The organism is Embleya sp. L77 (assembly GCF_055557415.1).
Map to the genome: position 1 here is coordinate 3,858,295 of NZ_CM145709.1, position 23,911 is coordinate 3,882,205.

Annotated in this window: 24 protein-coding genes; 9 read left to right on the top strand and 15 right to left on the bottom strand. The window is 70.3% G+C overall.

Annotation, left to right across the window (positions count from 1 at the left end; all coding sequences use genetic code 11):
- Nucleotides 1-35 precede the first annotated feature (35 nt).
- Complete coding sequence (locus ACZOOI_RS16505; protein ID WP_465276588.1) at nucleotides 36-1,223, top strand: acyl-CoA dehydrogenase; 1,188 nt, start codon at nucleotides 36-38, stop codon at nucleotides 1,221-1,223.
- 6 nt (nucleotides 1,224-1,229) lie between these two features.
- Complete coding sequence (locus tag ACZOOI_RS16510; protein ID WP_465276589.1) at nucleotides 1,230-2,216, top strand: acyl-CoA dehydrogenase family protein; 987 nt, start codon at nucleotides 1,230-1,232, stop codon at nucleotides 2,214-2,216.
- A gap of 147 nt (nucleotides 2,217-2,363) precedes the next feature.
- Here ACZOOI_RS16510 and ACZOOI_RS16515 read toward each other — a convergent pair whose 3' ends face one another.
- Nucleotides 2,364-2,513 (bottom strand): hypothetical protein, encoded by a 150-nt coding sequence (locus ACZOOI_RS16515; RefSeq protein ID WP_465276590.1) that lies wholly within the window; start codon nucleotides 2,511-2,513, stop codon nucleotides 2,364-2,366.
- A gap of 361 nt (nucleotides 2,514-2,874) precedes the next feature.
- Here ACZOOI_RS16515 and ACZOOI_RS16520 point away from each other — a divergent pair, with 361 nt between their 5' ends.
- Nucleotides 2,875-3,354, top strand: a complete 480-nt coding sequence (locus ACZOOI_RS16520; RefSeq protein WP_465276591.1) for a MarR family winged helix-turn-helix transcriptional regulator — start codon at nucleotides 2,875-2,877, stop codon at nucleotides 3,352-3,354.
- Between the two features lie 215 nt (nucleotides 3,355-3,569).
- On the opposite strand, the gene ACZOOI_RS16525 is transcribed toward ACZOOI_RS16520, so the two are convergent.
- Nucleotides 3,570-4,358, bottom strand: coding sequence for a hypothetical protein (locus ACZOOI_RS16525; protein WP_465276592.1), 789 nt, complete (start codon nucleotides 4,356-4,358; stop codon nucleotides 3,570-3,572).
- 324 nt (nucleotides 4,359-4,682) lie between these two features.
- Between ACZOOI_RS16525 and ACZOOI_RS16530 the strand changes: the two genes are divergently transcribed.
- The 4 genes from ACZOOI_RS16530 (at nucleotide 4,683) to ACZOOI_RS16545 (ending at nucleotide 7,389) form a co-directional block, all read left to right on the top strand.
- Nucleotides 4,683-5,462 carry an SDR family NAD(P)-dependent oxidoreductase gene (locus tag ACZOOI_RS16530; protein ID WP_020549670.1) on the top strand — a complete coding sequence of 260 codons (780 nt, stop codon included), beginning with the start codon at nucleotides 4,683-4,685 and terminating at the stop codon, nucleotides 5,460-5,462.
- Nucleotides 5,463-5,522: 60 nt separating this feature from the next.
- Complete coding sequence (locus ACZOOI_RS16535) at nucleotides 5,523-5,948, top strand: nuclear transport factor 2 family protein (protein WP_465276593.1); 426 nt, start codon at nucleotides 5,523-5,525, stop codon at nucleotides 5,946-5,948.
- 131 nt (nucleotides 5,949-6,079) lie between these two features.
- Nucleotides 6,080-6,649, top strand: a complete 570-nt coding sequence (locus tag ACZOOI_RS16540; RefSeq protein ID WP_465276594.1) for a GNAT family N-acetyltransferase — start codon at nucleotides 6,080-6,082, stop codon at nucleotides 6,647-6,649.
- Nucleotides 6,650-6,765: 116 nt separating this feature from the next.
- On the top strand, nucleotides 6,766-7,389 hold the full coding sequence (locus ACZOOI_RS16545; RefSeq protein ID WP_465276595.1) for a GNAT family N-acetyltransferase: 624 nt from the start codon (nucleotides 6,766-6,768) through the stop codon (nucleotides 7,387-7,389).
- 639 nt (nucleotides 7,390-8,028) lie between these two features.
- Here ACZOOI_RS16545 and ACZOOI_RS16550 read toward each other — a convergent pair.
- Nucleotides 8,029-8,484 carry an ATP-binding protein gene (locus ACZOOI_RS16550; RefSeq protein ID WP_465276596.1) on the bottom strand — a complete coding sequence of 152 codons (456 nt, stop codon included), beginning with the start codon at nucleotides 8,482-8,484 and terminating at the stop codon, nucleotides 8,029-8,031.
- Nucleotides 8,485-8,875: 391 nt separating this feature from the next.
- Between ACZOOI_RS16550 and ACZOOI_RS16555 the strand changes: the two genes are divergently transcribed.
- Nucleotides 8,876-9,067, top strand: coding sequence for a DUF397 domain-containing protein (locus tag ACZOOI_RS16555; protein ID WP_465276597.1), 192 nt, complete (start codon nucleotides 8,876-8,878; stop codon nucleotides 9,065-9,067).
- 291 nt (nucleotides 9,068-9,358) lie between these two features.
- Here the strand turns inward: ACZOOI_RS16555 and ACZOOI_RS16560 are convergent, their stop codons facing one another.
- From ACZOOI_RS16560 to ACZOOI_RS16570, 3 genes are all read right to left on the bottom strand, one after another.
- Nucleotides 9,359-9,931, bottom strand: a complete 573-nt coding sequence (locus ACZOOI_RS16560) for a hypothetical protein (RefSeq protein ID WP_465276598.1) — start codon at nucleotides 9,929-9,931, stop codon at nucleotides 9,359-9,361.
- A gap of 100 nt (nucleotides 9,932-10,031) precedes the next feature.
- On the bottom strand, nucleotides 10,032-10,766 hold the full coding sequence (locus tag ACZOOI_RS16565) for a DUF4232 domain-containing protein (RefSeq protein WP_465276599.1): 735 nt from the start codon (nucleotides 10,764-10,766) through the stop codon (nucleotides 10,032-10,034).
- A 656-nt stretch (nucleotides 10,767-11,422) separates the two neighbouring features.
- On the bottom strand, nucleotides 11,423-12,295 hold the full coding sequence (locus ACZOOI_RS16570) for an AraC family transcriptional regulator (protein ID WP_465276600.1): 873 nt from the start codon (nucleotides 12,293-12,295) through the stop codon (nucleotides 11,423-11,425).
- A 219-nt stretch (nucleotides 12,296-12,514) separates the two neighbouring features.
- Here ACZOOI_RS16570 and ACZOOI_RS16575 point away from each other — a divergent pair, with 219 nt between their 5' ends.
- Nucleotides 12,515-13,078 (top strand): dihydrofolate reductase family protein, encoded by a 564-nt coding sequence (locus tag ACZOOI_RS16575; protein ID WP_465276601.1) that lies wholly within the window; start codon nucleotides 12,515-12,517, stop codon nucleotides 13,076-13,078.
- Nucleotides 13,079-13,143: 65 nt separating this feature from the next.
- On the opposite strand, the gene ACZOOI_RS16580 is transcribed toward ACZOOI_RS16575, so the two are convergent.
- The 9 genes from ACZOOI_RS16580 to ACZOOI_RS16620 form a co-directional block, all read right to left on the bottom strand.
- Nucleotides 13,144-13,890: a bestrophin-like domain gene (locus ACZOOI_RS16580; protein WP_465276602.1), complete on the bottom strand. Its 747-nt coding sequence runs from the start codon at nucleotides 13,888-13,890 to the stop codon at nucleotides 13,144-13,146.
- A gap of 1,472 nt (nucleotides 13,891-15,362) precedes the next feature.
- Entirely contained in the window at nucleotides 15,363-16,502 is a 1,140-nt protein-coding gene (locus tag ACZOOI_RS16585) for an acyl-CoA dehydrogenase family protein (protein ID WP_465276603.1), read from the bottom strand.
- 12 nt (nucleotides 16,503-16,514) lie between these two features.
- Nucleotides 16,515-16,988, bottom strand: coding sequence for a hotdog family protein (locus ACZOOI_RS16590; RefSeq protein WP_465276604.1), 474 nt, complete (start codon nucleotides 16,986-16,988; stop codon nucleotides 16,515-16,517).
- Entirely contained in the window at nucleotides 16,985-17,512 is a 528-nt protein-coding gene (locus ACZOOI_RS16595) for an FAS1-like dehydratase domain-containing protein (RefSeq protein WP_465276605.1), read from the bottom strand. Before ACZOOI_RS16595 ends, ACZOOI_RS16590 begins: the two co-directional genes overlap by 4 nt.
- Complete coding sequence (locus ACZOOI_RS16600; protein WP_465276606.1) at nucleotides 17,509-18,675, bottom strand: CaiB/BaiF CoA transferase family protein; 1,167 nt, start codon at nucleotides 18,673-18,675, stop codon at nucleotides 17,509-17,511. The genes ACZOOI_RS16595 and ACZOOI_RS16600 overlap by 4 nt, the downstream gene beginning before the upstream one ends.
- 13 nt (nucleotides 18,676-18,688) lie before the next feature.
- A complete protein-coding gene (locus tag ACZOOI_RS16605; protein WP_391586510.1) occupies nucleotides 18,689-19,870 on the bottom strand; it encodes an acyl-CoA dehydrogenase family protein in 1,182 nt (393 codons plus the stop codon).
- 680 nt (nucleotides 19,871-20,550) lie between these two features.
- Nucleotides 20,551-21,336, bottom strand: coding sequence for an SDR family oxidoreductase (locus ACZOOI_RS16610; RefSeq protein WP_020549690.1), 786 nt, complete (start codon nucleotides 21,334-21,336; stop codon nucleotides 20,551-20,553).
- Entirely contained in the window at nucleotides 21,333-22,517 is a 1,185-nt protein-coding gene (locus tag ACZOOI_RS16615; protein ID WP_465276607.1) for an acyl-CoA dehydrogenase family protein, read from the bottom strand. The genes ACZOOI_RS16610 and ACZOOI_RS16615 overlap by 4 nt, the downstream gene beginning before the upstream one ends.
- Nucleotides 22,518-22,610: 93 nt before the next feature.
- The gene (locus ACZOOI_RS16620) at nucleotides 22,611-23,537 is read right to left on the bottom strand and encodes an SDR family oxidoreductase (protein WP_078976656.1); all 927 of its coding nucleotides are present in this window, start codon (nucleotides 23,535-23,537) and stop codon (nucleotides 22,611-22,613) included.
- Nucleotides 23,538-23,911 lie beyond the last annotated feature (374 nt).

Consider the following 23,911-nt stretch of genomic DNA (forward strand, 5'->3'; position numbering starts at 1 on the left):
CATTCGACCTTTCGTTCGACAGGGAGTCGAGAACCATGGACCTCCGGTATACCGAGGCCGAGGAGAGCTTTCGCGCGGAACTGCGCGCGTGGCTCGACCGGGCCATTCCGTTGTTGCCGGCCAAGCCCGACCGCAACGACTGGCCGGGTCGGCGGGCCTATGACACGGCCTGGCAGCGGTTGTTGTTCGAGGCCGGCTATGCGGGCCTGCACTGGTCGGTCGAGGCGGGCGGCAAGGGGGCCACGCCGACCGAGCATCTGATCTTCCTGGAGGAGACCGAGCGGGCCGGCGCGCCGTACGTGGGTGCGAACTTCGTCGGCCTGCTGCACGCTGGACCGACCATCGACGCGGCAGGTACCGACGAGCAGCGGCGCCGGTACCTGCCGGGCATCCTGCGCGGCGACGACGTGTGGTGCCAGGGCTTCTCCGAGCCGGGTGCCGGCAGCGACCTCGCCTCGCTGCGGACCCGGGCGGTCCGGGACGGTGACGACTATGTCGTCAACGGCTCGAAGATCTGGACCTCGCACGCGGAAGTCGCGGACTACTGCGAGATGTTGGTACGCACCGACCCGGACGCCCCGAAGCACAAGGGGATCACCTGGCTGATCGTGCCGATGGACACGCCGGGCATCACCATTCGTCCGCTGGAGACGGTGATGGGCACCTCGGAGTTCGCCGAGGTGTTCTTCGACGACGTGCGGGTGCCGGTGACCAACCGGGTCGGCGAGGAGAACGACGGCTGGCGGGTCACCATGGTCACGCTGTCGTTCGAGCGCGGTACGGCGTTCGTCAGCGAAGTGGTCGCCTGCCAGCGACTGCTGCGCGAACTCGCCGCGCTGGCCAAGAAGGTGACGCGACGTCAGGCGAGTGCCTGGGACGACTTGGCGCTGCGGCGCGAACTCGGGCACCTGACCGCCGAGTTCGAGGCGTTGTGGGCGTTGACCAAGTGGAACGTGTCCGAGGCGCAGCGCTCCGGGGTGCCGGGCGTGGGCGGTTCGGTGTTCAAGCTGCGGTTCTCCGAGACGAAGCAGAAGGTGTACGACCTGGCACATCGGCTGCTCGGTCGGGCCGCCCTGGCCGTGGACGACGTCGCGGGGCTGCCCAGTGGCTCGTTGATGGACGAACGGCTGTCGTCGCTGTCGTACACGATCGCGGCGGGCACGTCGCAGATCCAGCGCAACATCGTGGGCGAGCGCATTCTCGGCCTGCCGAAGGAACGGTGATCGGGCATGGATTTCCAGCTGAGCGAGGACCAGCGCGATCTGCGGTCCGGGGTACGGGAGTTCTGCGAGGGGCGGTTCGGTCGGGATCGCATGCGAGCCCTGGTGGACACCGCGCCGGTGCCCGGGATGGTGGACCGCGGGTTGTGGCGCGAACTGGCCGACACCGGCTTCTTCTCGCTGCGGATCGCCGAGGAGGCGGGCGGCGTCGGGCTCGGGGTGGCCGAGGCGGCGCTGGTGTACGAGGAGGCGGGTCGGGTGCTGCTGCCCGGGCCGCTGGTGGCCACGCACCTGGCGGCGTCGCTGCCCGGGGAGCTGGGGGCAAAGGCGGCTGCGGGTGACGCGGTGGTGGGGCTGATCGAGGGCGACTCGTGGCCGCTGCTCGTGGAGCACCTGGACGCGTTGGATTGTTTGTTGGTGCTGACGGGTGAGGGCATTCGGCGGGTGGACCCGGCCGCCGTGCGGGGGGTGCGGGTGGCGCATCCGGTGGATCCGTTCACGCCGGTGACGTCGGTGGACGAGCTGCCGGTGGGTGAGTTGGTGGCCGATGCTCTCGTTGCGGAGCAGTGGCGCCGAATCGGAGCGGTGCTCACGGGGGCGCTTCAGCTGGGCATCGCGGGTCGGCTCACCGAGTTGGCCACGCAGTACGCCAAGGAGCGGGAGCAGTTCGGGCGGGTGATCGGCGGCTTCCAGGCGGTCAAGCACCTGTGCGCGGACATGCTGGTGCGGACCGAGCTGGCGCGGGCGGCGGTGTACGCGGCGGCCGTGACGCTGGACGACCCGGCGGTGGGCGATCCGGAGGTCGCGGTGCTCACGGCGAAGGTCATGGGCGACGACGCGGCGACGCGCAACGGCAAGGACGCCACGCAGGTGCACGGGGGGATGGGGTTCACCTGGGAGGTGGATGTGCATCTGTATCTGAAGCGGGCTTGGGTGCACTCGACGCAGTTCGGCGGGGCGGAGGAGAACGAAGAGGCGTTGGCGGGGACGCTCTAGCGGGGCGCTCTGGCCGGGCGCTCTGGCCGCAATGGCTTCCGAGGTTGGTCTCAAGCGCGGGCCGGGCTGGGGGGTTTGGTCCGACGTTGGGCTTGGGTTGCCTTGGTTGCCTTGGGTTGGCCTCGAACGCAGGCCGGGCTGGGTGGCTCAAGCGCGAGGCTGGGTGGGCCGCCAGAAGGCTTTGCCGGTGTCGAGGGCCGTGGCTGGGACGAGGGTCGAGCGGTCCGGGAAGGTGTCGATCAGGACGCCGAGGGCGAGGAGTGTGCGGACCCGGACCAGGCGTGGGCGACGGGCCATGCCGCGACCCAGGCGGGGTCTGATCGAGCGGCGGGCGGTCGGGACGGTGCCGTGGGGTGGGACGACCGGCTCGGAAGACCCGGCGGCCCGTGTCGGGAAGCTTGTCCGCTGAGGAGCGGACTCGGCCCGGCTTGGCCGCGCGGGTGCGGGATCGTGTCCCGAGGCATCGCGCCGGGTCGGGTCGTTCCCGGCGTCGCCGATGCGAATCAGTCCCGCTCGGGCTTCGACGGAGGTGGGCCGGATGCCCGCGGACGGGCGGGCATCGGGGGCGGTTCGTGCCAGGGGGTGGGCGGGCGGCTCAGTACGCTGGGCGGACGCACGCTGTGGGTGCCGGCTGGGGTGGGGGAAGGTGGCGCGGGGCGTGACTCGGGATGAGGATGACGCGGTCGCGCGGGGGCAGGCATTCGGGCGGTTGCAGGCCGGCCTCGAAGTGGTCATGGCCGGGGCGCGGAGCGGGCGTCGGCATCGCGAGCTTGCTCGCCGGGCGGGCGGGGAACTCACTCGCGGCGAGGCCCAGACGCTTACGCGGGTGGTGAAGTTCGGCCCGGTGCGGGCCTCGGCTCTGGCCGAACTCCTGGACAGCGACCGGTCCACGACGAGCCGTCAGGTGGACGTACTCGTCCGGGGCGGATTCGTCGAGCGATCGGTAGACCCGACGGACGGTCGCGCGCACCTGCTTCGGGCGACTCGGCGTGGACGGCGTCTGGCCGACGGGATCCGTGCCCAATGGGCCGGCCTGATGAGTGAGGTCCTCGCCGACTGGCCGGCCGAGAAGGTCGACCGACTCGCCGACCTGCTCGCCGAGTTCGGCGAGGCGTTGGGTCGCGCGCCGGAGGAGTGACGGGTCGGCGCCCGGCTGGGGCCTCTTGTCTGCATGGCCTCGACGGACGGACCGCGGGCGGGCGTGGAGTCTCCGGCGTTTCGACGCTTGACGTATCCGGGTCTCGACGTCTCGTGTGTTCGTGTCATGTCGTGTTGTGGCGGCCTCGGCCTCGGTCCGGATTCGGTCCGGGGCCGAGGCCGCCGCGGCGTGGGATGTGGGCTGTGGGCCGCGTGTCAGCCGGTGCCGCCGCCGCGCATTGCCGCCGTGACCTGGTCGAGTTGCTTGCGTACCAGGCTCTCGTCGGGGTGGTGGGGTGTCGGCTCGGTGAGGTTGACGTGGGTTACCCGGATGAGGGTGGTGCCCACGCGGATCAGGACGATGGAGTGCGCCCATCCCTGGCCGTTGTCCAACCGCGTCACGACCTCGGCGGTCATGCTCGCGTCGCCGAGCTTGGGGTCTGCGATCTCGCGGGTGGTCAGTCGGCCCGTGAGTCCCTCTTGGTTGAATCGCTCGGTCGGGCAACGGGGCACGAGTTCCCGGGCCTTGGGGATGAGGCCCTCCGCGTCGCCGGGGGTGAGGGAGGTCAACGTCACGCCGAAGATCGCGTATGACTTGCCACCGGGCGCCGGATCCCTGGCCGTGATCGACGCCGCGCCCTTGACCGGGAACACGCCGGAGGAGGGATTCAGCATGGCCGTGAGCCGCGCACAGTCGCCGGCGGCGTCTTTGCCCTCCGGTACCGGATCCGTGTCCACGTACGTGGTCCAGCTCTCGGGCATGTCCATCCTCGGGAGCAGTGCCCGTTTCAGTTCGTCGCTCGACAGGTAGGGCGCGGTGCGGGGCGACGCCGGTGCGGTGGGGGTGGGCTTCGTTGCGGAGTCGGCGGTGGTGGTGGTTGTGGTGGGCGGGGCCGGTGCGGGGCCGGCCGTGCTCACCTCGGCGGCCTCCGAGCATGCGGTTGTGGCGGCGAGCAATGCGGCCGCGAGCAGGCCGAGCGAGGGGCGGATGCGGGGACGTGCCAAGGCGGGGACCTCTGCTGGGAGCGGCAACGGGAGCGGGACGGGGCGGGACGGGCACGGGCACGGGCCCGGAATGGGGTGACCGGCCGCAGGTGACGGGCGGCGGTTCAGCATCCCAGTCGGTTCATGTCTCGGTTCGGTCAGGCCCGATCGTCTCCTCGGGTGGGTTGTGGGCGTGCCGGCTTCGCGGGGCGGCGAGTTGCGTGATGTAGGTCAACCAGTTTTGGTGTTTATGCTGATCAGGGTGGTTGTCCATTGACAGTTCTCCGGACTGGGGATATTCCTGACTGGTCGTCAGATCAGCTCGGCAGCAGCAGGGAGCCAGTCATGGAGCGCGACTTCGAGAGTCGGGCCGGGGCGGTCGTGGTCGTCGGGGCCGGGGGCGGGATCGGTGCCGCGATCTGTCGGATGTTCGCCGAGCGCGGTGCGGACCTGGCGGTCACCTATCGCAAGGGAGCCGCCGCGACCGAGGCGGTTGCCGAGCAGGCCCGGTCCGAGCACGGCCGGCGGGCCCGCGCATGGCAGGTCGATCTCACCGACGCGGACGCCGTGGCGACCTTCGTGGATGCGGCGGCGGCGGAGTTCGGCGGCGTGCACACGGTTGTCTACGCGTCCGGGCCGCACGTACCGATGTTGCACCTGAGTCGGGTCACGCCGGCCCAGTACCGCGAGCAACTCGACGGCGACGCCGCCGCGTTCTTCAACCTGGTGCACCCGTCGCTGCCGCACCTGCGGGCGGCGGGCAACGGCAGTCTGGTCGCGGTCACAACGGCCGCGACGAGCCGGTTTCCGGTCCGGGACGGCCTGTCGTCCTGTACGAAGGGCGCGGTCGAGGCGATCGTGCGCGGCATCGCGGCCGAGGAGGGCCGATTCGGGGTCCGTGCGAACAGTGTCGGGCCGGGCATGCTCACCGACGGCATGGCGGCACGGCTGATCGACAGCGGCGACCTGGACGAGCGCGCGCTGGACGTCGCGCGGCGCAACATCCCGCTCCGGCGATTCGGCCGGGCGGCGGACATCGCCGAGGCGGTCTGCTTCCTGGCCTCCGACCGGGCGGGCTTCATCAGCGGCCAGAAGCTGGATGTGGACGGCGGCTACGGCGTCTGACGACCCGCCTTCGCCCGGCCGGACCACACCCGACAGCCCGACAACATACCGAGGAGCCCCATGGCAATCCCCGACACCAGGCAACTGCTGCACTGGGCCGAGCAGTATGTGGCCCTGTGGAACGCCGGCGACAAGGAGGCCTGGACCGCGAACTGGCGCGCCGTCGGGCCGGGCGACTTCCGGATGCTGGACCCGGTGGGGACGCCGGAGAAGTTCGGCTTCGAACACTGCTGTCTGGACTCGTGGGACCTGTTTCAGCCGACGGTGAAGTTCCGCATCCGGCCGGGCACGCTGTTCGTATGCGGCAACGAGGTCGCGTGGCTGATGGAGAACCACTTCACCGAGAACGGCGTGGCCGGCATGGTCCCCAGTATCGAGACCTACCGCTTCGAGGAGGACGGCTCGGTCGTCATTCGCACGTTCTACCGCGTCCCGGACCACCAGGACGGTGCACTCGGCGAGATCTTCCGGACGTATCTGCCCTGAGGGAGCGGACGTGTCCTGCCGGTGTCGGTGCCGCGCGGATGGCGGGGTGGGGACCGCCTGAATCGAGCCGTGTGTCCCCGAGGTTGCGAGGCCCGTTGCGGAGAGCCGTGCTGCGAACGATCATGGCCGTCATGGCGCAACCGAGGCGGCTCATCGAATGCGGAGACTTCGTCCTGCGACGCTGGGAGGGGCAGCAAGACTTCGCTCCGGCATTCGCGTTGATCGAGGAGTCCGTGGACCACCTGCGCCCTTGGGAGCTGTGGGTTGCCGGTCACAGCGAGGAGAACACCCTGGGCCTGCTCGCGAAGTTCGAGGCGCGCTGGGACACCGGCGAGGTGTACAACTACGCCATCACCAAGGACGGCACTCCCGTCGGCATGTGCCAGTCCTCCCGCGGGGCCGAGCCTCAGGGCCGGCGCATCGGCTACTGGCTGCACCCTGCCGCGACCGGCCGGGGCCTCGCCACGAGGGCGACGGCGGCGTTGGTCGCCGAGATGTTCACCCTGCCGGATGTGGAGTACCTGGAAATCTCGCACGACCTGGCCAACACCTCCAGCGCCGCGATACCGCGCCGGTTGGGCTTCACCGAAGTCCGACGTGAACAGGGGACGCCGCCCACAGCCCCCTCGGGCCGCGGGATCGACGTGATCTGGCGGCTGTACCGCCCCGCCCCGCCCGTCGACGGCACGCCCGGTCCCTGAATTTCCGACCCACGGGTCCTGGCTCCGGTTCCTTCGGAGTCACACGGGACGACCTCCTACGACGTGGTGCGCAATCGCCTCGCGAGCGTGCCGTTGCACGGGCTACCGTCGCGGTCATGACATCTCCCGCCCCGGGGCCGGAGGGCCCTCGAATCAGCCTCGATGGTGCCGAGTTGACGATTCGGCAGGAGACGGAGGGCGATCACGCGGATGTGTACAAGGTCCACGCGCGCGCCTTCGGGGACGGCGAGCGGGCTCCCGGGCTCGTGGCGGCACTTCGCGTTGCCAAGGCCGCGTTGGTGCCGATGTCCTACGTCGCCACTCTCGACGACCGGGTCGTCGGGCACGTCATGCTGAGCGCGGGTCGGCTGGATGCTCCGCGCCGGATCGTGGACGTGCTGTCCCTGTCGCCGCTGGGCGTACTTCCGGCGTTCCAGGACCATGGCATCGGCACCCGGCTCATCCGACATGCCCTTGCGGAAGCCGACGGTCTGGGTGTTCCCCTGGTCTTTCTGGAGGGAGCGCCGAGCTACTACGGGAAGCGCGGCTTCCGGGCCGCCGAAGCGGCGGGCTTCCGGGCACCGTCGTTGCGCTATCCGGACGGGGCTTTCCAGGTTGTCCGGCTGTCCGCGTACGAGCCGTGGATGACGGGCACGTTCGTCTACTCCGAGACCTTTTGGGAGTTCGACTGCGTCGGCTTGCGCGGCGCGGACCTGCGGACGGCCCGCGGCGAAGTCTGACGGTCCGCCCGCGGCCACTTCATCCGGGGCTCCGGTCGGCGGTCGGCGGTCGGGGAGTCGAGGTCGGGTCAGAGGGTTTGGGCTGCTTGTTGGATTGCTCGGCGGACGCAGCGAAGGGTGCAGGGGGTGCGGGTGTCGTCGTCGGGTGGTTCCACGAGCCAGACGATGGGGTCGCCGGGAAGGGCGTTGGGGCGGGGGATGGTGATCCAGGAGCCGCGACCGTGGTGGCGGGGGCCGGTTCGTCGTTCGCGGGTGGGCAGGGTGTGGGTGGCGTCGGGTGGGACGAGGAATCCGATTCGGCGATGGCGGCGGCCGAAGATGACCGGACCGGGATCGAGGCCGTGTGCTCGTAGGACGGCGAGGGTGGCGCGGCCGAGGGGCTCGTCGACCTCGATGACGTCGAAGGTCTCGCCGGCGGCGACGAGGTAGGCGCGTAAGGGTTGCGGGTCGTCGGTCCGTCGGCTTCCACCCGGGTGGGCTTCAGCAGGTGGTGCGTGGCTGAACTCCCGCCGCAGTGCCGGGGGTTGCTGTGATGGGACTGCTCTTCTCCCGTGGTCGGTGGGAGTGAGCTCGGTCCCGCCGCGAGCGCGGGTGGCGTGGTACCCGGTGGTCGGATGTTGTGCGGTCAGAGGTGTGCGGTCAGAAGAGCGGGGCCTGTGCACCGGCCGGGGCATGTGCCGGCTGGTCGGTCTCGACCTCGATCCACGCGGAGACGAGCTTGCCGCTCGGCCTGCGCGACCAGGTGAATCCGGCCGCGTTGCTCTGGACCAAGGCGAGTCCACGGCCGCTTCGGGCGTCGAGCGGAATATTCGCGAGGGCCTGGAGTCGGGGGCACGGCGAGGGCGGGTAGTCCCACACCGCGATGTCGAGCTTCCAGCCGCAGAGGGTCAGAACGAGGGTGAACTCGGCACGCATGGCCCCTCGTTGCGTGTGCCGGACGGCGTTGGTCGCCGGCTCGGTGGTTATCGGCGCGGCCGAGTCGGCGGCAGGAGCGGGGATCTGTCGATCCACGCAGAACCGCCGCGCGCAGTCGCGTGTGAGCCTCACGGAGGTCTCGGTCAGCGGAAAGCCCTGTTTGAGGGTGGCCTGTTGCATGGCGACTCCCATGTGACGCCGGGATCGTGGGATGCAGGTTTCTCGCAGGGCGTGAGTCGACCGTCGGCGCCTCAACCCGGCGGACAGGAGCACTGGTCGCTGGTTCATCGCTGCCGGCGGCAAGGTGCGGGGCTGCCGAACTGCGGTGCGGAAATGATCACCATGGGAGTCCGAAGACTCGCTGCGAGTAACAAGCCAGATACCAGTTCAACACCATCAATGCTCCGAAGATCTTGGTGCAGGATGGGGTTGTCGGCCGGCGATCCATCAGTGAAGAGCCGCGCGATCTCCGTGAAATCGACCGCCATGTCAAACGTCTGAAGCGAGCCGCTCTCTCAACTCGAGACACCTTGACGTTCGTTGAAAAGTATGCCGGGGAGCTGGAGAACAAATGAACGCCGAGCAAGAAGCGGAATTTATAGGCGCTTTCCGGAAAGCTTCCTACTCCAACGCCGACCATGCCTGCGTAGAGGTCGCTCCGGCAGGATGCCACATTGCCGCCCGCGACTCGAAGGTCGTTGACGGTCCCGTCTTCACATTCATCGGAAGCGCGTGGGAAGCCTTCTTGGGTGCGTGGAAGTAGCGTGACGCCCTGCCGGCGGCCGACCAGTCGTCTTGCGCTGTGAATGCCAGGTCGGAGGCGCCGACGACGTGGGATCACGTCACGTCGTCGGCTCTGCCTCCGAGCCAGGGGGCTACGCCTTCGGTCGAGACTCGAATGCGCGCAGCGGTCCGATGTGCCTCTTCGATGCTCCGGCTTGGACGTCGCTGCCGGAGGCGCTGAAGCGGTGATGCATCGTCCTGTCGTGTAGAAAGCGCATGCGTAGAACGTCCGGCATCGCTCGGGGCCATGGCCACGTGCTGCGCTGCGGCGTCAACTCGTGACGAGCCACCGCTGCCCGTTTTCGTTCACCTTCCACTGCTGCCCCAGGGAATCGGTGAACGTAACCTGAGGCGGGTTGTGGAAGATGTCGTTGGCGGGCCATACGCCGCTGTAGAAGACGGCCACACTTCTCGGGGCCAGGACGTCGATCGGATATGTCGATCGCGTGGCTCCGTACTGTCCTTCGAGCTGAATGGTCGCCCACTCCGGACTGCCAGTGCCACCGAAGTCCACGCGAACGCTGCGTATCGGATAGTCGGTCGGGTTGGTGACCGTGACGGTGCGGGACCCCTTGCCGTCGGCAGCGGGATCACCGGGCACGTCGGCGAACTTGCTGTCGACCGTGATGCTGCGGGCCTGATCGGTTCGGTCTCTGGCATCCGCCGGCAGTTGGTTTTGTCGGAGCTGTAGGACGCGGGTTTGCTCGGCGACGAACGACCGCTGCTCGTCGAGCTGTTGCCGCTGATATCGCAGAGTCCTCAACGTCGCCCACGCCGCAGTCGCGGCGAACACGGCCCCGGCTGCGGTCAGCGCGTTGCTCCAGGCGACCCGATCCGGCTTCATCAGGGCAGGGTAACCACACCGGAGGCGTGCGGGCGCGGCCCCACCGCTTACGTGGTGGGGCCGCGCCCGAGGTCTTCATCGGTCCGTCGAGTCGTGAGGGTCAGCCGCCCTGGCCGGCGCTGCCGATGGGGCCGACGTTGACCGGGGAGCCGGCGCCGTCGATGACCGGCAGGGTGGGGGTGCCGGGCCAGCGCAGGGTGATGGTCTTGGTCTCTCCGGGCGGGGTGACCTCCAGGCCCGTGATCTTGACCCCGTAGTCGCCGGTGGCGCCGCTGGGGTAGGTGATGCCGAAGGACACCGACGTGTCGCTCTTGAGGACGAACGGGTCGGCCGGGGCGCCGACGCGCTTCGCGGACAGGGGTCCCTTGGCGGTCTGGAGGTCGACGCCCGCGAATCCGGACATCGTGCAGTTGTGGCCGATGTTCTTGAATGTCACGGCGACGGTGAGTTCGTTGTCGCCGCCGATGGTGGCGTCCTGCGCGGTGGCCCTGAGGTCGTCGGTGCGGCACTTGCCGATCGAGCTGTTGTCGCCGCCGCCCCCGCCGCCGGTGGTCGTGCCCTGTCCGCCGGAACTCTTCCCGGCGGAGTCCTTCCCGGAGGAGACCTTCCCGGCGGGTTCGGTCCCGCCACCGCCCCCGCTGCCTCCCGGGTTGCCGCCTCCGTTGCCGCCGGTGGTCGACGCCCCGGGCGGGGCGGCCGGCGGGGCGACGGGCGAGGAGCCCTGCGCGGCCCCCGAGTTCGCGTTCGAGTCCGTGTCCTGGCACGCCGTCGTCAACATCGCGCCGCCGAGAACGGCCGCGGAGACGAGGAGGGCGGTGCGACGGTTGCGGAACATGAACGACCCCTTGGTATCCGGTGGTTGGAGCCGAAACCCTCTCGGCCCCTCGGTGCCTGCTCGACCACCTTGGCCGAGCCGCCGGCCCCGGCGGTACCCGAGTCGTCGCACCACGACACCGCTGTCGCAGACCGGTGACATGGTCACGAGAAGGAACGAGAACCACCCGGGCCAACCCCGCCCGGCGCCCCGGCAACAGCACGTTTGCCCTGGTCACAGCCGCGACGACGCGACCCGAGGGACGGTGTTACAACCGCCTCGCGGTCCTGCGGCGCAGTCGCCGTCCCACCTACGGTCCGGTAACACGCCGCGTCGGCCACACGTTTTCCGCGCGGCGACGGGTGATCGGAAGTGCATGGCATACGCGTTGGCGAACGTCGCGACGAGCGGTTGCCCCGGCCCTGGACCCCGACCGACATCCGGCGCATCATCGGCCGCCTCGAGGCTCGGCTTTCGACATGCCCGAGACGGTCACGCATCACGACGAGCCCCTCCACGTCGACGGTGTGATCGACGTGGAGGGACTCGGGCCGGCCGGAGCGTGGCGGCGACCGGTATCCCGGGGATGCGGTGTCCGAGGCAGGTGACATCGAGTGTGGGGAGTGCCGCGGTCCGGACCTTGGCATCGCCCTTGGGTTTGGATTCCCGAACTCGGGTCAGGGCGCGGTCGGTTCCACCGGGACCCACAGCGCCGCGTCCGCCGTGCTGCCGTCAGCCGACGGGCGGACCCGGAGGATCTCCGGGCCCGGGCGGCTCTGGTACGGGTTGGACGGGAACCACTGGGTGTAGATGTCGCGCCACAGGTATTGGAGTGCCTGCGGATAGGGTCCGGAGTTCTCGAACACCGCCCAGGTGCCGGCCGGGACGGTCAGTGTGTCGAGGTCGTCGGGTACGGGGACCTGAGTGCTCGTCACAACCCCGTGGTAGTAGTCGAGTTCGGTGCCCTCGGCGCGGCTGGGGTCGATGTCGTCGGTGACCGCCACGATCCCGTCCGGGTCCTGGTCGGACAGGGACTTGATGCGGTCGGTCGTCTCACGGGCGATGCCCTGGACAAACTCGGCGATCGCTGGGTTCACGCCCTCGTGGACGAGCGGGACACGGGCCTTCTTGCCGACCACGTGGAACGCGTCCTTGCGTACGATCCGATATTGCATGCTGCTGCTTCCTTCCACGATGAGGCGGAAGGACATCCGTGGCTGGGAGTACAGCGCCGCACCGGTCTGCCGGGCCTCGCCGGGACCCACGCCGTGCACCGTGCGGAACGCCCGGGCGAACGCCTCGCCCGAGGTGTAGCCGTAGCGCACCGCGATCTCCAGCAGGGTCCGCTCGTCGGCGAGTACCTCGGCGCCCGCCAGCGTGAGCCGCCTGCGTCGCACGTACTCCGACAGTGGCATTCCGGCCAGGGCGGAGAACAGTCGGCGGAAGTGGTACTCCGACGTCGCCGCGATCCGGGCCGCCTCGCCGATGTCGAGCTGTTCGTGGAGGTGCGCCTCGAGGTGATCCAGTGCCCGGTTCAGCTGTTCCAGCACCACGGACTCCTTCCTTCGCTTGCGAGCACCACGTTAGGAAGGGGCACGCCCGTCGGACCCGACATTCTGTGCCCGGTTCGGTCGGGTGGATGGGCGCCACCGCAGGTCGCGTGCGACTGCGGGTCAACTGCGACCGCGGTCGGCATAAGCGGTGCGGGCCGTGGGGAGTCGCTCGGGGGAGGCCGCCCGGTCTCGGACGAGTTCGATGAGGTGCGTGTGATGCGGAAGATCGTCTACTCCATGTCGGTGTCCCTGGACGGCTTCATGGAGGGGCCGAACCACGACATCGGCTGGCATCGCGTCGACGAGGAGCTGCATCTGCACTTCAACGAGTGGCTCGGCACGATGGGTGCGTTTCTCAGTGGGCGGGTCACCCATCAGCTCATGGCGGACTTCTGGCCGACGGCGGACGCCGATCCGGCGAGTACGGCGGCCATGGTCGAGTTCGCCGGGATCTGGCGGGACATGCCGAAGATCGTGTTCTCGCGGACCCTGGAGCGCGCGGACTGGAACACCACGATCAAGCGGGACGTGGTGGTCGAGGAGATCAGGGCTTTGCAGGCCGAGCCGGGCGGGGATCTGGTGCTCGGCGGCGCCGACCTGGCCGCCACCTTCAGGAGGCTCGACCTGATCGACGAGTACCGGGTCTACGTGCATCCGGTGTTGATCGGACGCGGTATGCCGATGTTCCGGCCGATGGATGGGACGACCGATCTGCGGCTCGCGCAGACCCGGGGCTTCGGTAACGGGGTCGTGCTTTTGCACTACGTGGCGCGGCGATAGGCCCGGCGGGGGGCGGTCCGGTCCGGTCCGGGGTGGGCGGCGGCGGGCCCGGTGTGCGTCGTGGGTCAGCCCAGTTGGGTGTAGCGGGTCAGGGCGGCGCGGAAGGCGCTCGGGTGTACGGCGAGTGGGTCGGTGTACGGGCTGCGCAGTTGTAGGACGAACAGGATGCCGAAGGCGACGATCGCGCCGACGAAGGCGAGTGCGACGACGTGGCGGCGATCCGTGGTCGGGCCGACCAGGGCCGGGAAGACGATCGCGAACACGCCGGCGACGATCATGGCGACCGGTAGCACGATCGGTGTGACGGCGGCCGGATCGGCGAGCCGTACATGGCGTTTGACGTACAGGTCGGCCACGGCCGCCTCGGTGTCGGCGGCCGTGTCGTGCGCCGTGGCGGAGGCGGCGGCGACGCGGGCCGCGATCACGTCGAGTTGTCGCCACGCGAGTGGGCTGTCGTGCTTGTCGGCCATCGCCGGCCATTCCTTGTCGATCACCGTGCGGGTGTAGTCGCGCAGCCCGGTGCGCACCGCATCGCGGTCCGGCGCCGGAAGTCTGCCCGCCGCCGCGTAGGTCTTGGTCAGTACGCGGGCCTCGTCGCTCGCGTGTTGGCGGACCGTGGACTGGAGTTCCCACGCCCCGACGATCTGAAAGCTCGTCAGCAATACGAAGGAGGACAGCACGGCTCCGCCGCAGAAGGACAGCAGTTGACCGTCGAACCCGCCCGCCTTGGCGTGCTCGCTGCGGCTCAGGAGCACGAGGGCTCCCGCTGCGATGCCGGCGCCGAGCAGGGCGCCGAGAATCCAGGTGATCACGAGCGCACTCCTCGTCTGCCGGAATGGGGCAGCAGTGCCGCGAGTGCGGCGGGGAGGATCGACACGATCAGGGCCGGTCCGATCCCGTCCGCGAAGCCGGGGGGTGACGGATCGTCGTCCGGCGGGGCGGCGGCGATGCGCACCGGCCTTGGCGTGGGCGGCCGTTCGGCGACGGATGCGGGGGGACTCGATGCGGGGGGACTCGATGGCTGGGGGAGCGGGACGACGGGGACTACGGGGACGACCGGGACGACGGGGATGTGCGGGCGGGCAGGCGCGGCCGGCGGCGGCCGGGTGGGGGGCGGGGCGATGGGGGCTCGTTCTGTTGCCTTGGTTACCGCCGGTGTGGGGGCGGACGGCCGGGGGCGTGGTGGTGGCGGGGGCGGTGGGGGCGGTCGGGTGGCGGTGGGCGGTGGCGGTTCGGTCGGGCATCGGCAGCCGGGACGCACGGTTACCGCGACGTCGTTGCCGAGCCGGACGGAGGTCACCACCCCGGGGTGGTACACCACGTGCACCCGGCCGGTGTGCACCTCTGTACGTGGGCCTGCGGGTTTGGCGGGGCCGGGGCCGGGGCCGGGGTCGGGGTTGGGGCCGGGGCTGGGTCCGGGGCCGGTTTCCACGGTTACCGTGATGCGTTCGTCGGCGAAGGCTTCGGCGCAGCCGGTCAGGGTTGGCAGGCCGACACACGCCACCAGTAGACACCGAGCTGCATGTCGAGCCGCATGTTGAGCCGAACGCCGAGGGTTGCCCATGGCATCAGGGTGACGATGGCGGGCGACACGCTCGGGCGAATGCTTTGAAACCCCACTTTTGAGTGATCCGTGGTCTGGGCTGCTCGTCCGCTCCGCGGCCGGGGTGGGTCCGTTCGCTGCGCGCGGGGGTGCTCGGCCGCTACGCGGCCGGTGGGGTGGGGCGGGGTTGCGTGGGGGTGGGTCGTGTTTGGGCTGCTCGTCCGCTCCGCGGCCGGGGTGGGTCCGTTCGCTGCGCGCCGGGGTGCTCGGCCGCTACGCGGCCGGTGGGGTGGGGCGGGGTGTTGCGTGGGGGTGGGTGGTTTCTGGGCTGCTCGGCCGCTCCGCGGCCGGGGTGGGTCCGTTCGCTGCGCGCCGGGGTGCTCGGCCGCTACGCGGCCGGTGGGGTGGGGCGGGGTGTTGCGTGGGGGTGGGTGGTGTCTGGGCTGCTCGTCCACTTCGTGGCCGGGGTGGGTCCGTTTGCTGCGCGTCGGGGTGCTCGGCCGCTACGCGGCCGGGGCGAGGCGGGGTGGGTGTGCGGCGGGGGATGGGGGCCGGGGTGGTGGTGCCGTGCACGGCTCGGCAGGGGTGTTCCGACTTGGGGCGGCGGTTTGTTGCTTGCGCGCGGGGGTGTGTCGCAGCGTCCCCACCCGAAGGCGGCCTCCGGTTCGGGTCGGGGGCCGCCTTCGGGTGGTGCTGTGTTGCCGGGGTGTCGTGGCGTTGCGGTGGCCCCGGCGTCGGGGTTCAGCCCTTGTCGAGGACGTCGGCTGCGATCAGTTCCTCCAGGTAGCGGTCGTCCCACCAGTTGAGCTGGAGTGACTTTGCCCGGCGGAAGTACAGCTGTACGTCGCACTCCAGGGTGAAGCCCATGCCGCCGTGTACGTGCACCGCCAGGTCGGTGACCTCGCGGTAGGTGCGGGCGGCGAAGAGCTTGGCCATCGGGGCCAGGCGCGCGGTGTCGCGGCCCTTGTCCCGGGACCAGGCGGCCTCCCAGACCAGGGTTTCGGCGCCGTCCACGGCGGTCGAGGCGTCGGCCAGGTTGTGTGCGATCGCCTGGAAGGCGCCGAGCGGCTTGTCGAACTGCTTGCGGTGTTTGGCGTATTCGACGGTGATCTCCAGGGCGCGCTTGGCGCCGCCCACGGCCTGGGCCGCGAGCAGGATCAGGCCGTCGTGCAGCACGTCCGACCAGGTCGGCCAGCCGGCTCCGGCCGAGCCGACCAACTCGCCGGGTACGTCCGCCAGGTCGACTCGGTACTGGGTGTCCGAGGCGATTGTCTGCTGCTGGGTGAGGGTCACCCCCGGCGCCTTCGGGTCGACCAGGAACAGCGAGATGCCCTGGGCCGGGTCGCCCGGGGTGCCCGCGGTGCCGGTACGGGCGAGTACGAGCAGCACGTCGGCCGCGGACGCGTATGCGACGTGCCGCTTGGTGCCGGACAGCAGGTATGCGTCACCGTCCGGGCGGGCGGCCAGGGCGACGCCCTTGCCGCCGTAGCCGCGGTCCGGCTCCAGCCACGCCACGCTCGCGATGGTGGTGCCGGCCGCGATGCCGGGCAGGTACTTCTGCCGTTGGTCGTCGGATCCGGCCGCGGCGAGGACGCCGCCGACCAGGACCGAGCTGACGAAGTGTGGAGTCGGCGCGAGCGAGCGCCCGAACTCCTGGTAGACGACGGCCGCGTCGAGCGTGGTCATCTCCGACCCGCCCCACTTCTCGGGCAGCGTCAGGCCGGTCAGGCCGGACTCGCCGAGCTTCTTCCAGAAGTCCGCGGGGTACCCGACCGGGTCGTTCTCCAACTCGCGAACGACACCGAGGTCGGCGTGTCGGGCCGTCAGGCCGCGCACGGTCTCCCGGAGGATGTCCTGTTCCTGGGTGAAATCGAGGTCCATCGCGCGTCTCCTCTAGGGCTTCCAGCGCTCGCCGCGCCGGTCCCACGGGTTGTCGTCGGGGGTGGTGGGCAACGCGATTCGCGCGGTGGCCGTGGTGCGGGCCGCGCCGTCCACGGTCAGCGAGATCTCGGCGCGGACCCAGCCGCAACCGGCCTCGTCCACCGAGACGTCGTCCACCGTGCCGGTGAGCAGCATGTGGTCGCCCGGGAAGACCGGCTTGGTCATCCGGAACACCATTCGGCCGATCCGGCCCTTCGGGCCGGTCCAGTCGTTGAGGTAGCGCTCGAACCAGGCGGCCTGGTTCGGGGTGTTCAGGAAGATGTCCTGCACGCCCTGGCGCTCGACCGCGAACTTGTGGTCGTGGTGCATCGGCCGCCAGTCGCGGCTGGCCAGTGCGCCCAGGATGACCGTGGTCGCGGTGACGTCCACGCCGAACGTGGGCAGCGCGTCGCCCTTGGCCAGCTGATCGAGGGTCAGGTCGCTCATCCGGTGGCCTCCCGCCGGTAGCCGTAGCCCGTGTAGGACTCGGTGCCCAACAGGGCGCCGTCCTGGTTGTGGTACTCGACGTCGATCACCCAGAAGCGGCCGATCCCGAGCTTGGTGCGCTTTTCCGGACTCACCGACCGGAGTACCTGACGCGACGTCACGATGTCGCCCAGGCGCACCGGTTCGTAGAACACGTTGGTGTTGTCGGTCATGATCGCCTCGGGCAGATCGAAGCGGATCTTGAGGTCGAAGTGCACCTGGAGGGAGAGTTGCTCGCCCTCCGCGCCGGGCGCCCAGTAGTGCGGCCGGGCCCATGCGGACAGCAGGCTCAGCGGGGCGATCGGGCCGCCGGTCAGTTCCTCGGCGACCGCCTCGTCCCAGAACAGCGGGTTGCCGTTCTGCACCGATGCGCACGAGGTCCAGATGTAGCCGCGCTCGGCGGGGAAGTCACCCCGCTTCTCGTACTGGACCTTGCCGATGAGCGCCGCCACGTCCTCGGGCAGCGCGGTGTCTTGTGCCGTCATGCGACCACTCCTGAAGCGCGAAGCTCGGCGATGCGGTGCGGGCCCAGCCCGGCCGCGGCGAGCAGCTCGTCGGTGTCGGTGATCCCGGAATCCCGCACCGGGTACGGGTCCGTGGGCGCCTGCTGACCGGCCAGCACCGGCCCGACCTGGCGGAACTCGCCCTGGACCGGGTGCTCGGCGGTGGCGAACGCGCCGCGGGCCAGGTACTGCGGGTCCGCCAGCAGTTCCGGTACGGACAGCACCGCCGACACGCAGGTGTCGGCGGGGGCCAGCTCGGCCACCCAGTCGTCCCGGTCGCGGGTGGCGAAGGCCGCCGCCAGATCGGCCCGGATCGCGTCCTGGGCGTCGTCGTCGAGCTGGCGCGGGGCCCACTTGTCCAACCCGGTCAACCGGCACAGGTTCGCCCAGAAGCGGCCCTCGATCGCGGCCACCGCCAGCCACTTGCCGTCCCGTGCGCGGTAGGTGTCGTAGCACGCGTAGCGGCCGGTCAGGATGCCGTGCCGGGGCTCCGGTTCGACGCCGGTGGCCAGGTATTCGTCCACGCCCAGCGCCATCAGCGCGAGCATGCCGTCGGCCACCGAGACGTCCAGGCGGGCGCCCTCGCCGGTGCGCTGCCGGCGGAACAGCGCGCCCATGATCGCGATCACCGCGTGCATCCCGCCGCCCGCGCTGTCCGCCACGGTCGCGCCCGGGATCGGCGGACCGCCGTCCGCACCGGGGCCGGACATGTGCAGGAAGCCGCCCACGCCCAGGTAGTTCAGGTCGTGCCCGGCCTGCTGGGCGTGCGGGCCGTCCTGACCGAAGCCGGACGTCGAGCAGTAGACGATGGACGGATTGCGCGCCGCGACCGCCTCCGGACCGATGCCCAGCCGGTCCACCACACCCGGGCGGAAGCTCTCGATCACCACGTCGGCGCCCTCGACCAGGGTCAGGAACGCCTCGCGGCCCTCGGGCGCCTTCATGTCGACCAGCACGCGCTTCATCCGCCGATGCGCGCTGTACGAGTAGTAGGGCGGCGCGATCTGCACGCCGCTCTTGGCCGGGACCGGGCCGACCTTGATCACCTCGGCCCCGTAGTCCGCCAACCAGCGCGAGGCGCGGGCGGCGGGGCCCACGCTCGCGAGGTCCAACACCGTGACGCCTTCCAGGAACTCTCCGGACATGACCGCGGCCCCGTCAGAAGTTCTTGGGAAGGCCGAGACCGCGGCGGGCGATGATGTTCTTCTGCACCTCGGAGGTGCCGCCGCCGATGGTGTCGAGCACGGTGTAGCGGTAGGTCGAGTCGGCGCGACCGGTCATCGGCGCGTCCTCGGTGCCCACCCGCAGTTGGGTGCCCGGCGAGGCGATGTCCATCGACGCGTTCGCGAGCCGCTTGGACAGCTCGGTGGCGTACAGCTTGTAGCCGGACGCCTCGACCGTGGGCGGTTTTCCGCCACCGGCCGCGGCGGCCACCACGCGCAGGCCGAGCAGGCGGGCGACGGCGGCCTCGGTGACCAGCGTGGCGAGCTGCTTGCGCACGATCGGGTCCTCGCGCAGCGGCTCGTCGTCGCGGGTGGCCTCCTTGACGTACTCGGTGAGCACGTTCAGCCGCTGCTGGATCGGGGCGAACGAGAACATCGTGAAGCGTTCCAGGTCCAGTGCCTGGGAGATGTACTGGAAGCCCTTGTTCAGCTCGCCGACCACGTATTCGTCGGAGACCCACACGTCGTCGAAGAAGACGTCGTTGGTGCGCTCGTCGCCCATCGTCCAGATGCCCCGGACGGTGATGCCCGGGTGGTCCATCGGCACCAGGAACAGCGTGATGCCGTGGTGCTTGGGCGCGTCGGGGTCGGTGCGCGCGCCGACCCAGTACCACTCGGCGAAGTGCGCGGAGGTGGTCCAGGTCTTCTGGCCGTTGAGCCGCCAGCCCTCGCCGTCGCGGACCGCGCGCAGCTTCATCGAGGCGGCGTCGGAACCGGCTTCCGGCTCGCTGTAGCCGACCGCGAACTCGACCTCGTTTTTGAGGATCTTGGGCAGGAACTCGGCCTTGAGCTTGTCGCTGCCGTGCGCGAGCAGGGTCTTGCCGATGATGCCGACGCCCTTGCCGATCTGCGGTCCACCGCGTCCGGCGAGGGCTTCGTTGAGCAGGTATTCGTAGACCCCGTCGCCGTCCTGGCCGCCCCACTCCTCGGGCCAGGTGATGCCGAGCCAGCCTTGGTCGGCCATCTTGCGCATGTAGGCGCGGCGGGCGGGGGTGTCGACGACCTGGGCCATGTTCTCCCGGGTGACATCGAACACTTCAGGGTCGGGATTGGCGTCGAGAAACCGCTCGACCGTCTCGCTGAACGCGGTCTGGTCGGGGGAGAAGTCGAAGTCCACGGGTCGCCTTTCGGGGCGCGCCCATGCCGGCAGCCTCACCTGTGTACGTGCAGGTGAGGCAGCCGGCACAGAACCTGACGGATAGTCAGATCAAAGTAACACCGGCCAGGGTTCATTTCGAGTGGCGGTCGGCAATAGATGTGTGGGCCCCGTCTCGCTCGCGGCCCGCTCCCGCGTGCGCGCCGGGCGTGATCCGGGCGCGACCGACGGACCGGTTCTGGACAAGTCCGGAAAAGTTACGGCGCGTCCGCGATCGACCACCTATCGTGGGTGGACATGAGCGGAAATGCTTGCCCGCAATGTGGTCGGGAACATCCATGGTGCGAGGTCGAGTGGTCGGCCTACGGGCCGGATGACGCGGACCGCCCGGAGTCGGTCGACGGCGAGGCCGGGGGGCCGCCGTATCGGGTCGGCGAACTGCTGCCCGACATCCTCGATTTCCTTGCCCGCGGCAGCCGCGGGCCGGATCGGGCCGGCGCACGCGAAAGCCCGGGCCGGTCCCTGCGGGGACTGATACCCGGGCCCAGGCGCCGCTATTGACGATGCGTCAGCGAGGCCGCGCGCGGTGCGATGGGTCGCTGCGCGAGGTGACGTGTCGTCAGGATGCGTTGTGGCGTTCGGTGTCGGTGAGGTGACGGGCCGTCAGGCGAGCGCGTGCGATGGTCGGGCCCGTCGGGCCGTCAGGCGCGTTGTGAGCTGACCGAGACGACCTCGCCGGTCATGTACGAGGAGTAGTCGGAGGCGAGGAAGACCATCACGTTCGCGACCTCCCACGGCTCGGCCGCGCGGCCGAACGCCTCGCGCGAGGACAGCTCTTCGAGCAACTCCTCGGACGAAGCCCTGGCCAGGAACGCGTGCATCGCGATGCTCGGCGCGACCGCGTTGACCCGTACCCCGAACTCGGCCGCCTCCACAGCGGAGCAGCGGGTCAGCGCCATCACGCCGGCCTTGGCCGCGGCGTAGTGCGCCTGGCCCTTCTGCGCCCGCCAACCCAGCACGGAGGCGTTGTTGACGATCACACCCTTGCCGCGCGGCTGCATGTGCCGCAGCGCCGCCCGGGTGCAGCGGAACGTGCCGTTCAGGGTCACGTTCATGACCAGGTCCCACTGCGCGTCGGTCATGTCGACGAGGTTGGCCTCGCCGCCGAGCCCGGCGTTGTTGATCAGCACGTCGATGCCGCCGAGTTCGCGCGCGGCCGTGTCGATCAGGTTCTGCACGTCCTCCTCGACCGTGACGTCGCACGGGACGGCGAGCGGCCGGGACCCGATCAGCTTGGCGAGTTCGTCGGCGGCCTCGCCGAGTCGGCGCTCGTGCTTGTCGCTGATCGCGATCACGGCGCCCTCCTCGGCGGCGCGCTTGGCCGCCGCGAAGCCGATCCCGGTGCCCGCTGCGGCGGTGATCAGCACGGTCTTGCCGGCCAGCAGGCCGTGGCCCTCGACGTAGGCGGGGGCGGGGGTGGGGCTCACTTGGCGTCTCCTCGCGGTTCACGGGGCATGCCGAGGACGCGCTCGGCGATGATGTTGCGCTGCACCTCGTTCGACCCGCCGTAGATGGTGTCGGACTTGGTGAACAGGAACAGGCGCTGTGCGGCGGACAGTTCGTACGGGGCCTCGGCGGCCAGGGTGGCCTCGACGCCGGCCACGTCCATCGCGAGCGTGCCCAGGCGCTGATGCCAGCCGGCCCACACCAGCTTGGCCACCGACGCGGCGCCGGGGTCGGGCGAGCCGAGCGTGCGCAGCGCGTTGCAGCGCAGCACCTTCAGGTCGATCCAGCTCTGCAACAGCCGATCGCGCAGTACCGGGTCCTCGATCGCGCCGTTGGCCTTGGCCTCGGCGACCACCCGGTCCAACTCGATCTCGAAGCCGATCTGCTGGGCCAGCGTGGACACCCCGCGCTCGAACGCGAGCAGGCCCATCGCCACGCCCCAGCCCGCACCGACCTCGCCGACCACGTGCTCGGCGTGGGCCCGGGCGTTGTCGAAGAACACCTCGTTGAACTCGCTGGTGCCGGTGAGCTGGACGATCGGGCGGATCTCGATGCCGGGCTGGTCCATCGGCGCGAGCAGGAAGGTGATGCCCTTGTCCCGCTGCGAGGCGGGATCGGTGCGGGCCAGCACGAAGCACCAGTTCGCCTCGTGCGCGAGCGAGGTCCACACCTTCTGGCCGGTGATCAGCCAGTCGCCGGTCTCCGGGTCGACGGTCGCGGTGGTGCGCAGGTTGGCCAGGTCGGAGCCGGCGCCCGGCTCCGAGTAGCCCTGGCACCACAGTTCCTCGCCGCGCGCGATGGCGGGCAGGAAGCGGGCCTTCTGCTCGTCGGTGCCGAACGCGAGCACGGTCGGGCCGAGCAGGTTCTCGCCCATGTGGTTGACCCGGCCGGGCGCCTGGGCGCGGGCGTACTCCTCGCCGAAGATCACCTGCTGCATCAGGGACGCCTCGCGGCCCCCGTACTGCCTGGGCCAGTCCAGGCCGATCCAGCCGCCCTCGCCCAGGCGCAGTTCCCAGGCCCGACGGATCTCGAAGTGCTCGTGCTCGCTGCCGGGACCGCCGGTACCGACGGCCGCGGCGAACTCACCGGAGAGGTTCTCCCGGAGCCACTCGCGGACCTCGGCCCGGAACTCCTCGTCCTCGGCGCTGTACCGGAAATCCACAGCGTGTCCAATCTCGTCGTCCGAGGGTCGGCGGCCACGCGCGGGGTCCGGGGACACCGGACCCCGCGCGGGTGCCGCCTGCCGAGGGCTGGGTCAGTTGCCGGCGGCGGCAGCGGCCTCGGCGGCCTTCTTCTTCGCCGCGGCGGCCGCGTACTCCTTGAGCTGGGCGAGCACCGGCATCGGGTCCTGGCCGATCTGGGTGGGCAGCTTCTCGGCGATCTCCTCGGCCGTCCAGCGGTCGGCCGCGTACATCGTCTTGATCTCGTGCGGCTGGTCCCACAGCGCGATCTTGGGGCCCGCGGTCGTGTACACCTGACCGGTGATGTTCTTGGCGTGGTCGGAGAGCAGGAAGACCACCAGCTCGGCGACGTCCTCGGGGTCGCCGATCTCCTTGAGCGTCTGCGGGACGCCCTCGGACATCCGGGTCCGGGCCACCGGCGCGACGCAGTTGGCGTTCACGCCGTACTTGTTCAGGCCCAGCGCCGCGGAGCGCACGAACGAGACGATGCCGCCCTTGGCCGCGGCGTAGTTGGCCTGGGCGACCGAGCCGAGTGCGTACACGCCGGAGGTGAAGCCGACGATCGAGCCGAAGCCCTGGGTCTTCATCACCTTGGACGCGGCCTGCACGACGGTGAAGGTGCCCTTGAGGTGGGTCGCGATGACGCTGTCCCACTCGTCCTCGGTCATGTTGAAGAGCATGCGCTCGCGCAGGTTGCCCGCGACGGTGACGACACCGTCGATCCGGCCCCACTTCTCGACGCCGGCCTGCACGATGCGGGCGCCGCCCTCCATCGTGGCCACGGAGTCGGCGACGGCGACGGCCTCGCCGCCGAGCGCCTCGATCTCCTTCACCACGGCGTCGGCGACCTCGCTGGTCGGCGCGCTGCCGTCCATCGCGACGCCGTAGTCGTTCACGACCACCTTGGCGCCGTGCGCGGCGGCGGCGAGGGCGACGGCGCGGCCGATGCCCCGGCCGGCGCCGGTGACCGCGATTACCTTGCCCGTGAGGAAGTCACCCATGTGTTGTCCGCTCCTTGTCGGTGGCCTCGTCGGTAGGCCCCGGAAATCGAGGGCCGAGGCCCAGGTCGGGTCGGTCGTGGCGCGCTCAGCGGTCGGTGCGACCCGGGCCGCTTCGACCGCCTGCTTCGCGCGCCTGCGCGGGCGGTACCCGGGCAGGCGTGTGCAGCGTCGCGGCCTTGCCGCCTTGCGGACGCAAGGTGCGCGGCCTGTGAGAACGCCCTCTCGACATTATCTGACGATCCGTTAGTTTTCCTGGGTAGAGTGCCGCAGCACACAGCACCATGCACAGTTCTTGACAACACTTGACAGCGCGGTCGTCGGATTCCGAGAGTGCGCCTGTCGGTATTCGTGCTCATCGGCACGTGTCACCACCG